Annotated in this window: 11 protein-coding genes and 3 tRNA genes; 3 read left to right on the forward strand and 11 right to left on the reverse strand. The window is 35.0% G+C overall.

What is annotated here, in order from left to right; all coding sequences use genetic code 11:
* Window positions 1-231: 231 nt before the first annotated feature.
* The 8 genes from J3U63_RS09040 to znuA all read right to left on the reverse strand — a co-directional run bounded on the left by J3U63_RS09040 (window position 232) and on the right by znuA (window position 9,236).
* Window positions 232-307 (reverse strand) — tRNA-Lys (locus J3U63_RS09040).
* Window positions 308-444: 137 nt separating this feature from the next.
* Complete coding sequence (ybgF, locus tag J3U63_RS09045; RefSeq protein ID WP_267344014.1) at window positions 445-1,188, reverse strand: tol-pal system protein YbgF; 744 nt, start codon at window positions 1,186-1,188, stop codon at window positions 445-447.
* 63 nt (window positions 1,189-1,251) lie between these two features.
* The gene (pal, locus tag J3U63_RS09050; RefSeq protein WP_065634268.1) at window positions 1,252-1,734 is read right to left on the reverse strand and encodes a peptidoglycan-associated lipoprotein Pal; all 483 of its coding nucleotides are present in this window, start codon (window positions 1,732-1,734) and stop codon (window positions 1,252-1,254) included.
* Window positions 1,735-1,899: 165 nt separating this feature from the next.
* Window positions 1,900-3,195 (reverse strand): Tol-Pal system beta propeller repeat protein TolB, encoded by a 1,296-nt coding sequence (gene tolB, locus J3U63_RS09055; RefSeq protein ID WP_416379616.1) that lies wholly within the window; start codon window positions 3,193-3,195, stop codon window positions 1,900-1,902.
* 429 nt (window positions 3,196-3,624) lie between these two features.
* The gene (gene mutM / locus J3U63_RS09060) at window positions 3,625-4,434 is read right to left on the reverse strand and encodes a bifunctional DNA-formamidopyrimidine glycosylase/DNA-(apurinic or apyrimidinic site) lyase (protein WP_267334498.1); all 810 of its coding nucleotides are present in this window, start codon (window positions 4,432-4,434) and stop codon (window positions 3,625-3,627) included.
* A gap of 10 nt (window positions 4,435-4,444) precedes the next feature.
* Window positions 4,445-6,766 carry a bifunctional glycosyl transferase/transpeptidase gene (gene mrcB / locus J3U63_RS09065; RefSeq protein ID WP_267334500.1) on the reverse strand — a complete coding sequence of 774 codons (2,322 nt, stop codon included), beginning with the start codon at window positions 6,764-6,766 and terminating at the stop codon, window positions 4,445-4,447.
* Window positions 6,767-6,895: 129 nt separating this feature from the next.
* On the reverse strand, window positions 6,896-8,257 hold the full coding sequence (mepM, locus tag J3U63_RS09070) for a murein DD-endopeptidase MepM (RefSeq protein WP_267334502.1): 1,362 nt from the start codon (window positions 8,255-8,257) through the stop codon (window positions 6,896-6,898).
* Window positions 8,258-8,285: 28 nt separating this feature from the next.
* Entirely contained in the window at window positions 8,286-9,236 is a 951-nt protein-coding gene (znuA, locus tag J3U63_RS09075) for a zinc ABC transporter substrate-binding protein ZnuA (protein WP_267334504.1), read from the reverse strand.
* Between the two features lie 93 nt (window positions 9,237-9,329).
* On the opposite strand from znuA, the gene znuC reads away from it, so the two are divergent.
* From znuC to J3U63_RS09090, 3 genes are all read left to right on the forward strand, one after another.
* A complete protein-coding gene (gene znuC, locus J3U63_RS09080) occupies window positions 9,330-10,094 on the forward strand; it encodes a zinc ABC transporter ATP-binding protein ZnuC (protein ID WP_267334506.1) in 765 nt (254 codons plus the stop codon).
* 11 nt (window positions 10,095-10,105) lie between these two features.
* Entirely contained in the window at window positions 10,106-10,915 is an 810-nt protein-coding gene (gene znuB / locus J3U63_RS09085; RefSeq protein ID WP_267334508.1) for a zinc ABC transporter permease subunit ZnuB, read from the forward strand.
* Between the two features lie 115 nt (window positions 10,916-11,030).
* Window positions 11,031-12,554, forward strand: coding sequence for a YifB family Mg chelatase-like AAA ATPase (locus tag J3U63_RS09090; RefSeq protein ID WP_267334510.1), 1,524 nt, complete (start codon window positions 11,031-11,033; stop codon window positions 12,552-12,554).
* 5 nt (window positions 12,555-12,559) lie between these two features.
* Here the strand turns inward: J3U63_RS09090 and J3U63_RS09095 are convergent, their stop codons facing one another.
* The 3 genes from J3U63_RS09095 to J3U63_RS09105 form a co-directional block, all read right to left on the reverse strand.
* Window positions 12,560-12,898, reverse strand: coding sequence for a DUF413 domain-containing protein (locus tag J3U63_RS09095; protein WP_267334512.1), 339 nt, complete (start codon window positions 12,896-12,898; stop codon window positions 12,560-12,562).
* Window positions 12,899-13,029: 131 nt separating this feature from the next.
* Window positions 13,030-13,105 (reverse strand) — tRNA-Trp (locus J3U63_RS09100).
* Window positions 13,106-13,113: 8 nt separating this feature from the next.
* Window positions 13,114-13,190: transfer RNA gene (locus tag J3U63_RS09105), tRNA-Asp, on the reverse strand.
* Window positions 13,191-13,303 lie beyond the last annotated feature (113 nt).

Here is a 13,303-nt window from a genome sequence, read left to right on the forward strand (position 1 = left end):
GAAAAATAGGTCATGTGGTTTAGTTAGGTGATTACTCAAAAAATACTATTTTTAGTAATTTTTTAGCTTGCAGGATAATTTCATTAAATAAAAATGTTTGCTTTAGCTATTCAAGTCTAATACTAAGTAAAGTTGAAATCTATTCTAAACTAATTAATATCGAACTAACTTACTTGAGTTTAATATCTTTTAAATTGGTCTGTTTTGATATTTGAAATATGAAGAGAAGGATGGTGGGTCGTGAGCGATTCGAACGCTCGACAAACGGATTAAAAGTCCGCTGCTCTACCGACTGAGCTAACAACCCATTTTAGATAAGAATTGCAATGTCCTTAAGAATTAAAGTTACAAGCAATTTCGGGTTGCTATATTACTTACTATTATCAAGCAGTGCAACCCTTTTCTTGCTTTTTGCATCCAATAGCTGGTTATTTATACATTTTACTAAAGTGATGCTAATTTTTTATTAGCAAGATCAACGGTATTTTTATCTTTAGGATATTTACTGACAACTTGTTGAAAAACGGTTTTAGCAGTTTTTTTATCGCCTTTGTCCAATAAGATTATACCAACCTTATAAAGGCTGTCTGCTGCTTTAGGAGAAGCTGAAAAATCTTTTACGACTGTCGCATAATAAAACGATGCTTTATCTTTTTTCCCTTCTTTATAGTAAAGTTGACCTAGCCAATAATTTGCATTAGCTAGGTAACTTGACTTTGGGTAAGCTTCAATGAACTTTTGAAAAGCAGCGATAGAATCACTGTTTTGTTTACCCTCAGAGACATGCTGCATGATAAAGTTATAATCTGCTTTATCGTTACCTGATGTTGTCCAACTTGATAAGTCTGAAGATGGCGTAGCTGATTGAGAATCAGTAGATGGAGCAGGTGCAGGTGAAGACGAATTATCTTGTGAAGAATTAGTATTTGATGAGAATCCTGAACCACCAACCATTTGTTGAAGAATCATCTTTTGACGTTCTATAGTTTGGTTGAGTTGGTATTTAGTTTCTTCCAATTGACCACGAAGTGTATCCAAATCTGATTGTAAATCACTAATTTGTTGCTGATTTTGTATTAATAATTGACCTTGAGCTTGAACTGTTCTATCGAGCTCAGAACTACCAGCGGCACAACCATAACCGGTAAACAAAAGAAATAAGAACAATATGAGTGTTTTTTTATACATATTATATACTCGGCGTGAACTTTAAAATAAAACGGCTGAATTATCAGCCGTTATCACAAGCTATTAATAACCAGGGTAGGTTACTACAGCACGACGGTTTTTAGCATAAGCTGCTTCGTCATGACCTAATACAGCTGGTTTTTCTTTACCATATGATACTACTTGTACTTGTGAGCCAGAAACACCATTACCTTGTAGGTATGATTTAACTGCGTCAGCACGACGTTCACCTAAAGCGATATTGTATTCTGGTGTACCACGTTCATCGGCATGACCTTCAACAACTACGTTTACAGAAGAATTTGCACGCATAAATTCTGCATGTGCATTTAATAATGTAGTATATTCAGATTTAACATTATATTTATCAAAATCAAAATATACAGTATTAGTTTGTTGTAATCTGTGAAGTTGTTCTAAAGCTTCTTTTGACAAAGAACCGTTTGCACTACCGCCAGCATTGCTGCTTTTGCTTGATGAACATGCAGTAAGTGCGATTAATGGTAAAGCAACCGCAGCTACTTTAAGAAATTTAGAAAATTGCATTGTATTAACTCCTTTGTGTTTGAATAAATTATTATTTATATTTTATTTATCTGACTACTCAGTAACAATTATTACTAATTAGTCAGATTAGCGCTATATATTATAACGACCTAACATTTTGTACAATTTTAATATTCATAATATCGATTAAATTTTAATCTCTTCTTATAAATAAGGTGACCAAGCAGGGAATTTCACCTGTCCGTCAGTCGCTGGTAATTTAGCTTTGAAGTTACCATCAGTTGAAACTAAATTCAAAATTGTACCTAATCCTTGTGTTGAACTATAGATGATCATAGTACCATTTGGTGCAATACTTGGTGTTTCATCTAAGAATGTATCGGTTAAACGTTGATAAGTACTTGTTGACATATCATAACGAGTAATATGTTGTTCACCATTGTTAGTTGAAATCATTGCAATGAAAGAACCATCTGGTGCAACGCGCGCATTTTGATTTTGGGTATTATCCCATGTTAAGCGTTGTGATGTTCCACCATTAATATTGATACTATAAAGTTGAGGTCTACCTGCCTGATCTGATGTATAAACAATAGTTTGACTATCTGGCATCCATGATGGTTCAGTATCATTACTGCGACCTGATGTAATTTGTGTGATTTTTTTAGAGCCCAAATTCATAACATACAAATTCAAACTCCCATCTTTAGATAAGGCGAACGCTAATTTACTACCATCAGGAGAAAATGCAGGCGCACCATTATGTTTAGGGAAAGAAGCAACAGTTTCAGAAGCTCCACTATCTAGCGTTCTGATTACTAATGATGAATGACCACCCTCAAAAGTTACATACGCTAATTTTTTTCCATCTGGTGACCAAGCTGGTGACATTAATGGTTCCTTAGAACGATGTACTGTCATTTGATCAAAGCCATCATAATCAGATACTCGCAATTCGTGAGTAAACGGTCCTTTAGTTGTTTTTACAACATAAGCTATACGCGTTCTAAATGCACCTTTGATACCAGTTAGTGATTCGAAAATTTCATCACTAGCTGTATGTGCAGCATAACGTAACCAACGTTTTTCGATAGCGTATTGATTTTGAGCTAATACCGCACCCGGGCGAGTTACGGTATCGATTAATTGGTAACTGATAAGATATTTTCCAGAGGCATCAGGTTGAATAGTGCCCACAACGACAGCAGAAACACCTAGTTTACTCCATAATGCAGGGTTAACTTCTGAAGGTGATGTTGGTCTTTGTGGCATGCTGCTCACATCAATAGGATTAAATTTACCACTATTACGTAAATCTGAAGCAACGATGTCTTCTATAAATTGTGGAGGCTCGCCCGAACCCGTCCATTTAAAAGGCACCACAGCTATTGGTTTAGCAGTACTAACACCATCGGTAATAATAATGCGAACTTCTGCATTCGCAATCATTGTATAAAATAACACAAAAAAAGTTATCAAAAAGCGAGAAGCAAATTTGATCATCTTAGATTCCTTAATAAAAACAAAATAAATTGCGTTAAAAATAAATGCAAACAAGAAATAACGCGCAAGAAAAATCCGTGATTTTTTAATATATTACAATCATTTAGTACTATATATTAAACTTTATAAAAGATTAAAACTTTTACAGTCAGAAAGATAGCCGATATCGCGTAACAAGTCCATACTCTTCAAAATAAAAAGATTTTCAAAATATTAACTTTTTACCTACTCGCTATTATCAATACATTTAAGATTAACAATTATGACTAAGTGATTAGTTGTATATACTAATCCGATTTTATTAAGGTTGAAAGAGGAATAATATACAATATTTAGACAAAATTATTTGATTACCCAGTACAAATATATCAGTTGTTACATACAAACAACAAAAACATAACATTATGATTTATTTTTATAAAATTATTATTTTTGGCATATCTCACAATAAAATGTATTACGTTGCCCTATTTTTTGTGATTTTATTTCGGTTTGGCAAAGATAACATTTTTCGCCATCTCGACCATACACTTGCAGTTTTTGAGCAAAATAGCCAGGTTTACCATCTGATTGAAGAAAATCTTTAAGGGTTGTACCACCTTGTTCAATCGATTTAGCCAAAACATGTTTAATAGCTATCACTAACTGTTCAAATTCGAATAAAGATAAAGTATTTACTTTACGATTAGGGTTTATTTTTGCCATAAACAGTGATTCTGATGCATAAATGTTACCAACCCCCACTACTATAGGGTTATCCATAATGAACGTTTTAATTGGCACATGACGATTTTGAGCTTTTGAGAATAAATATTTGGCAGTCAATTCATCACTTAATGGTTCAGGCCCTAGATGCTGTAACTGAGTAACGTGGTCAAGGTTTTTTGCCCAAAGCCAAGAACCAAAACGCCTTGGATCGGTATAACGTAATATCACACCATTTTCAAGAATTAAGTCTACGTGATCATGTTTAGCGGCTTGTTGAGGATTTAATAATACCCTTAAACTACCAGACATACCTAAATGAATAATAATCCAATTATTAGGTAACTGGAGCAACAAATACTTTGCCCGTCGTTTTACATCTAAAATTTCTTGGCCATGAGCGTTGAAAATAGCTTCACTGATAGGCCAACGCAATTTAGATTGCCGAACAATAATTTGCTTAATGGTTTGTCCTTTAAGATAAGGCAGAATCCCTCTTTTGGTTGTTTCAACTTCAGGTAATTCAGGCATATTTAGTTACTCAATTATTTAACATATCAGTGACCCAAGTGGGTGCTTGCTGTCCTTGCATGGATTGATTATTACCCGAACACAAACTCTGAGGGTTGATAGTCCAAGCAGGTAATGTTCTACTACCACTGCCGTCACATTGCCATTTGCCATTACTATCAATAGGTATCATAAAAATATTTTGTGGCATAGGTAATACCAATTTTTTCGGAGGATTATTTTGTAAATACTCACTATAAATCTTCAATGCACCCGTTGCCCCGGTTAATTTCATCGGGGAATGATCATCAAGTCCAATCCAAATGACAGCAACATTTTTACCATCAATACCAGTAAACCAGCTATCACGCGAATCATTACTTGTCCCTGTTTTTGCAGCTAACTTAAATCCACTATATTTTGTTTTTAGCGATCGCGCAGTACCGGATTCAACAACTTGTTGCATAGCATAAGTTGTAAGAAACGCTGATTGTTGAGAAACCGCTTGTAACTGTTGAGGGTAACTTTGATAGACCAATTCACCTTTATCAGTTAATACGTATCTTAAAATGGTAAGCGGAGAACGTTGTCCATTGTTAGCAATAGTTTGAAACATCTGCGCTGTTTCTAAGGGAGTTAACTCCAAAGCACCAAGTAATCGTGATGGTAGATTAGGAATACGATCTGACGGTATACCTAAGGCTTCTAATGTATTTTTACTTGCATCTAATCCCAAGGCCATCCCTAAATTAACAGTGGGCACATTAAGTGAGAGCGCTAATGCATCAACTAACATCACTCTATCACGGAATTTACGATCATAATTTTTAGGTTCCCAATACGTGCCATTATCAAGTTTAATTGATATTGGTGTGTCATTGAGCCAACTATTTAGTTGATAGCGATCAGGTTGACCTAGTGCTGTTAAATAAGTGGAAGGTTTAGCTAAAGAACCAATTGCTCGCCTTGTTAACCAAGCGCGATTATAACCTGGGTAACGAGGCTCTGCACTACCAATAATGGAACGAATTTCGCCGGTTTCTCGACTCACAACGACCATCGCTGTTTGTAAATCTTTATTCGTTGATTTACGCAAAGCATCTATTTCGTTAGTAACAGCTTGCTCCGCAGCAGCTTGAGCAACAGGATCAAAGGTGGTAAAAATCTTCATGCCTGATAGGTGATCAGCTTTATCACCTAATTGTTTTCGTAATTCGCTACGAACGACTTGCATAAATGCAGGTTGAGGAGAAATAACCCCGCCCTTAGGTAAAACTGAAAGTGGACGCTGACTTAATAAATTATAAAGCTCATCATCTATAATTCCTTGTTGTTCAGTCAGTTTTAAAACAACATTTCGACGTTCAATCACTTGCTGTGGCTGTGTCCATGGATTATACAGTGATGCGCCTTTTACCATACCCACTAAAACAGCTTGTTGATCTAAAGTTAATTCATTAACGGGGCGACCAAAATAGTAAAGACTTGCTAACGGAAAACCATGAATCTCTTCACTGCCAGCTTGCCCAAAATAGACCTCATTTAAATAGAGTTCTAATATGCGTTCTTTACTGTAGCGAGCATCTAAAATTAGTGCCATATACGCTTCTCGTATTTTTCGAGATAAACTGCGTTCATTAGTCAAAAAAAGATTTTTAACCGTCTGCTGGGTTAAAGTACTTCCGCCTTCAGTACGTCCTGTAGTGAGGTTAACAAAAATTGCTCGTCCAATCGAATACAAGCTAACACCGTGATGATCATAAAAACGTTTATCTTCTGTGGCGATTAATGTTTGCAGCAAAGAATCAGGAAATTCTTTTAATGGAACAAACAATCGCTGTTCTCCATTTGGAGAGTGCATCATGGTAATTAATTTTGGATCAATGCGTAGTAAGCCAAAATCACGCCCTGTATCTAAATTAATAATACGATCAACGCGGTTTTCATAAAACGTTATTTTGACACGAAATGCTTGTTCTTCACCATCTGGAAAAGTAAAAGGTCGACGGTAAATTTCAATAGAATCATTACTAACAATAAATTCACCTGGGCGGGTGGCTTTAGTATCTTGCTGACGATACTGCGCGCCCACTAACATACTAACGACATCACTTAAACTATATTCACTATCAGGTTCAAGATCAATGATCTGACCATAAACTGCCGCTGGTAATTCCCATACGTTACCATCAATTCTCTCTTTTATTTGTTGATCAAGATAGATACCGTAAAGAACGGTCACTGCAGCAAAAATAAGAAAAAGTTTAAACAATAACGACCAAAGTCTTCGCTTTAGTGTCATCTTATTTTTTTTAGCTTTTTTATTGGCTCGTTTTTGAGTTGATGTATTCAAACTGCACCTAAAATTTAGATTTTATGAAACTCGTCATATAATAACATATTTTTTAGCCGATATTATGGCATTGTTTGTGTAAAGAGTTTGAAGTAAGTATTCAGTTTAGTAGTTAAAAAATCACAAGCTTTAAAAAACAAGTTGGGATTTAATATCTTTAACTTTTTCTATGAATGCTTTTTTAGATTTACCAGTCAATCCTTCCGAAATTGGTAAACTTGCAGTTAACGGATTAACGGGTTTGTTATTAATATGTAATTCAAAATGTAAATGTGGACCTGTTGAACGACCAGTATTACCAGATAATGCTATTTTTTCACCTTGTTTTACTTGTTGACCTGGTTTGACTAAAATCTTGTCTAAATGCATATAAGTGGTCATATATTGCCGACCATGGCGGATAGCCACATAATTACCTGCTGAACCACTATATTTGGCAATCACGACCTCACCATTACCAACAGATAAAACAGGCGTACCGCGAGAGACAGCAAAATCAACACCATTATGAGGCGTAACAATACCTGTAACAGGATGTAAACGACGAGGATTAAAATTGGACGATACCCGCGCTTGCTTAGCTAAAGGATACCGAAAAAAGCTTTGTGATAAACTGCCACCAGTTATATCATAATACTTACCATCATCAGCTAATACGGCATAATAATCTTTACTACCATTTTTAATTCTAACGCCTAATAGTTGACTGTTAGATAAACGTTTACCATGCATTTCTCTCGATAATACTACCGAAAATTTATCACCGACTTGCAATCGTCTAAAATCTAACCGCCATTGTAACGCTCGGGTTATAATGCCTATTTCACTACTGGTTAAACCACTTTTACGCGCATCGGCGACAAAATTAGCTTTAATTTCACCTTTAATAACCACATTTTCTGGAACGGCTTCTGCCGTTTCAGAACTTTCAATAAATTTATCGCCTGATTTTTCATATATACGAATATTGTTACTAGAAATGGTCCAAGTAAAACTTTGTAGATTATGATCATCATCAGTTGTCCAACTAACTTGTTGACCTATTCTTAAATTTGCTAGTTGTTTGAATTTAGTGGTTAATTGATAAACATCATTTTTATTAACATTATAGCGTTGCAAAATATCATGCAAAGTATCGCCGCGCGCAATAGTATATTGCACGGTGTTGTCTTTATCATCAATAATGTCATCTAATTCATCTTTAACAATCTCATCTTCGGGAACATCTGATGATTCAGTAACCTCTTCATTTTTAGATTTTCCACCGACCACTTCTATTCGACCATCACCTACAACAACAGGAGAATTTACGTCATCGGTGACAGTCGTTTCTGCTTGAGGAGTTAAAGGAACATATTCCGTACGATCCAAATTAAGTGGTCGCCATAATATGGTAAATAAAATAACAATAAGAAGGACGCCTAATACTGAAAAATAGGGAGTTTTAAATTTATTTTTTTCAATACTAGGGGATTCAATCTTTCGTGCCAAAATTAACCTTAACTATTTATTATCTAAACTAATTCTTATCTAAACAATCCAACAGTTGCTGTGTTAATCTCAATAAAAATTGTGAATAGGCATTTTTTGATAAAGCGATATCTGTACCTAAGGGATTCAATTCCCCAATTCGAACATCAGTTCCATTCACTAATTTTTGAATAACTGCAGGGCTAAACTGTGGCTCTCTAAATACACATACTGCTTGATGTTCTTTCAACTCTTGTTTAATCGCATAAACCGTTTGAACACCGGGCTGTACTGCTGGATTTATGGTAAAACTTCCTAGGTTTTTTAATCCGAACTGTGACTCAAAATACCCGTAAGCATCATGAAACACAAAATATCCGCTATTTTGTACGTTAATCAGTTTTTTTGCAATGTTTTGTTCCGTTTCTGCTAGTTTAATAGTGAATTCGTTTAGATTTTCATCAATTAAATCTCTTTTATCAGGATATAAGTCGATAAGCTTATCGTGCACAGTCTTTGCAATGATTTTCGCTATCTGTGGAGAAAGCCATATATGCTCATCATATGAACCATGATGGTCATGTTCATCATCGAAATCCAACTTGCCATGTTCATGATTTTGAGTACCCGTTCTAAGTAGTTTTTTGATGTCTGGTATCGCCATTAATTCTATCTGTTTGTCTTTATCTATTCCTTTTAAAACGGTCGGCATAAAAGCTTCTAAATCCTCACCGACCCAAACTATTAATTGTGCTTGTTTGATTTTAACTAAATCAGAAGGTTTTAAAGAATAAGTATGGGGAGAAGCGCCATCGGGTAATAAAATATCTGTCTCGGTAACACCATAAGTTATAGCTTGAGTTATAAAACCAATAGGTTTGACTGAAGTTAAGACATTGGCATTGGCACGAATAGCAATACTTTGTGTGATAAATACCAAACTTAGTAGTATCAAAATCCGCCATAACTGTTTAAAATTTAGTGATATATATTTTTTCACATTATTACCTTATATTCATAAAATATGATATTATAGATGCATTAATTGTTATAATATAACATAACATGTCAGTGAGCAAGGATTTACACTAATATGACACAGCTAATTTCACTTGATAGGGTTTCGGTTGAACTTAACCAACAAAAGATATTAGATAATGTTTCATTTACTATCAGTACGAATCAAATCGTCACCTTACTAGGACCAAATGGCGCAGGTAAATCAACATTAGTCAAAGTTATCCTTGGACTAACCCCTTATTCTTCAGGAAGAATCAATCGTTCCGACAATTTAACAATTGGGTATGTTCCTCAGTCCATTAAATTAAATCCAACTTTACCCATTACTGTAAAACGGTTTATGCGGCTAAATAAACGACTTAATAATGAGGATATCCTAAAAGTCTTAACAATGGTTAAAGCAGAATATTTAATCGATAAATCAATGCACCAGCTATCAGGTGGCGAATTACAACGCGTTTTACTTGCGCAAGCCTTAGCTAAACGTCCACAATTATTAATTCTGGATGAACCTACGCAAGGCGTAGATGTTAACGGACAAGTGCTATTATATGATCTCATTATTAATGCCAAAAATGAGTTTAATTGTGGTGTATTAATGGTTTCCCATGATTTGCATATTGTTATGGCAAAGACAGATGAAGTGATTTGTTTAAATCACCATGTTTGTTGTTCAGGAACGCCTGCTATTGTTTCTAACGATCCTGAATTTATTTCTCTTTTTGGTCAACATGGCGCATCACAAATTGCCGTTTACAAGCATCATCACAACCATCAACATGATCTTTGTAAGCAAGATGATGATCATCATAATAATTGCGTTACATGCTCTAATTAGGACATAAAACTATGATTGAGTTATTATTACCTTCATTGTTAGCTGGTTTGTGTCTGACAACAGTAACCGGACCATTGGGTACTTTTGTTGTTTGGCGCAGAATGTCATATTTTGGTGATACTTTATCCCATGCAGCTTTACTTGGTATCGCTTTTGGCTTTTTACTGCATATTAATTTATTCTATTCTGTTATTTTCATTACGCTTATTCTAGCTTTAGGTTTACTTTGGTTAGAAGCACAAAAACAATTACCAATAGATACATTGCTAGGAATATTAGCCCACAGCGCACTTTCTCTAGGCTTAGTCGTAATTAGTTTAATGGATAATATCCGTATCGATTTAATGGGATACTTATTTGGCGATCTTTTATCAGTGACGTTTATTGACGTCTATCAAATTATAATTTGTGTTGCATTAATAGGCATTTTATTATTATGGCGTTGGAATGATTTTCTCTTTATTACCGTTAGTGAAGAATTGGCATTTAGTCATGGTATTAACATTCAATTTACAAAACTGCTTTTAACGTTATTACTAGCTTTAACAATCGGTATTGCAATGAAGTTTGTTGGGGCGCTAATTATTACATCTTTACTGATAATTCCTGCTGCAACAGCAAAATACTATTCTAAAACACCGGAATCAATGGCACTAATTGCCATTATCATTGGAATGTTATCGATCATTTGTGGGTTATTATTCTCATTAATTTATGACACACCAACAGGACCATCAGTTGTATTAAGTAATACTTGTTTATTTTTTATATCATTGCTTATTTCAAAATTATTTTTAGGTGAAAAAACGAGTAAAATTTGAAAAAATTAAACATTTTTTGTGACTAAAAACGAATTAATTAAATCGATTAATTTAAATATTACGCATAGTAATTAAGGTAATAACACAAATTAATTATTTAATTAAAGTCAATACTATGTCACTTGCAATTATTTATACTCGAGCATCAATAGGCATACAAGCACCTCAAATTAATGTCGAAATTCATATCAGTAATGGATTACCTGGATTTGTCTTAGTTGGTCTTCCTGAAGCAACGGTTAAAGAAGCAAAAGATCGCGTCAGAAGTGCAATTATTAATAGTGGTTTTACTTTTCCTTCCAAAAAGATCACAGTTAACCTGTCCCCTGCGGATCTTCCAAAAGAAGGCAGTCGCTTTGATTTACCTATTGCTATCGCAATTCTTGCAGCTACCGCACAAATTCCAACCGATAAATTGCTACATTATGAGTTTTTAGGTGAACTTGCTTTAACTGGCGATATTCGAGCAGTAAAAGGCGCAATTCCAGCAGCCATTTCATCACAAAAGAAAAAACGCACACTAATTATATCCGCAGAGAATCAATCTGAAATCTCGTTGATACATCAAAGCAACACCTTAATTACAAATAATTTGATAGAAGTTTGCCAACATTTATCAAATCAAACTAGTTTATCTTCAGTAGAATATCGGGAATATGAGAGTAATTATAACACCGATAGGAATTTAGAGGATATTATTGGACAAGAGCATGCTAAAAGAGCACTAGAAATAGCAGCAGCTGGTGGGCACAATCTCTTGTTTATAGGACCGCCAGGAACAGGTAAAACAATGCTAGCAACAAGGCTTACATCACTATTACCGCCACTCTCAGATGAAGAAGCCTTAGAAAGTGCAGCCATAACAAGTTTAGTTAGTGCAAATGGAACAATTAAAAACTGGCGTCAAAGGCCTTTCAGAGCGCCTCATCATAGTGCTTCAACAGCGGCTTTAGTTGGTGGTGGTTCAATTCCTAAACCAGGTGAAGTGTCTTTAGCACATAACGGCGTGCTATTTCTAGATGAATTACCTGAATTTAATCGAAAAGTTCTAGATGCGTTAAGAGAACCAATTGAATCAGGAGAAATTATTATTTCTAGAGCTAATGCTAAAATCAAATTTCCAGCAAGGTTTCAACTTATTGCTGCGATGAATCCAAGTCCTACCGGTCATTATCAGGGAACGCATAATCGTACAACACCACAACAAATTATTCGTTATCTGAATCGTCTTTCAGGACCTTTTTTAGATAGATTTGATATTTCAATAGAAGTACCGCTTTTACCTAAAGGAACCTTAAGTAAGAAAGTAACAACAACGGAAACAACCGAAATTGTCAAAAAAAGAGTGTTAGAAACCAGAAACAGGCAATTAAAAAGAAGTCATAAATTAAATAATCAACTAAACCCTAACGAAATTCAATGCTATTGCCAGTTATCGGAAGAAGATAATGAGTTTTTAGAACAAGCTTTAATAAAATTAGGACTATCAGCAAGAGCGTGGCATAGAATTTTGAAAGTATCACGTACAATTGCTGATTTAGATTTGTCTGATACCATAAAACGAAAACACATTTCAGAAGCACTGAGTTATCGTTCTATGGACAGGTTATTAATTCAATTACATAAAAACATTGGCTAATGATATTAATCATCAGTATCAACAAAATCATCAGTGACATCTACTTGTGGTTTGCCACCTGATAATGTGTGAAAACGTTTTGGCTTATTAATACGGGATAGATATTTTAACCAAGCTTTTTCAAATTCAGTGGAAGGTTCTTTTTTTCCTTTACAGACAGCAACAAATGATTTTTCTTCAGCTGTAACAGGCTTTCTGATTTCCGTATCTAGATCTTTAAAAGCACAGCCATGCTTTTCTAAAATTTGAGCCTCTTTAATTGTAAAATCTCCGTGGCGAGAAAATCCTCTAGGATAATTTTTATTATCAAAAAAACGTTGTTGACTTATAAAACTTTCAGCCATCTTATATCCTCTAAGTTGTAAAAGTAGTTGGGCGGGAATTATAATTAACTAAGTTAATCTGTAAACAAAATTTTTTTATTTATACTTGTAAAAACGACTGAACGGCTAAAATTAAGGCAAAACAATTATTTTGGCAGGGGCGGAGAGTCTCGAACTCCCAACACCCGGTTTTGGAGACCGGTGCTCTACCAATTGAACTACGCCCCTAAATAAGGTGGCGGAACGGACGGGGCTCGAACCCGCGACCCCCTGCGTGACAGGCAGGTATTCTAACCAACTGAACTACCGCTCCACCGTATTTGGTGTGTCTATAAAGCTAAAATTTAAAAGTCTGGCGGCACCCTACTCTCACATGGGTAATACCCACACTACCATCGGCACTACGGCGTTTCACTTCTGAGTTCG

This window comes from Gilliamella sp. B2838, assembly GCF_026536185.1.
Taxonomy (GTDB): domain Bacteria; phylum Pseudomonadota; class Gammaproteobacteria; order Enterobacterales; family Orbaceae; genus Gilliamella.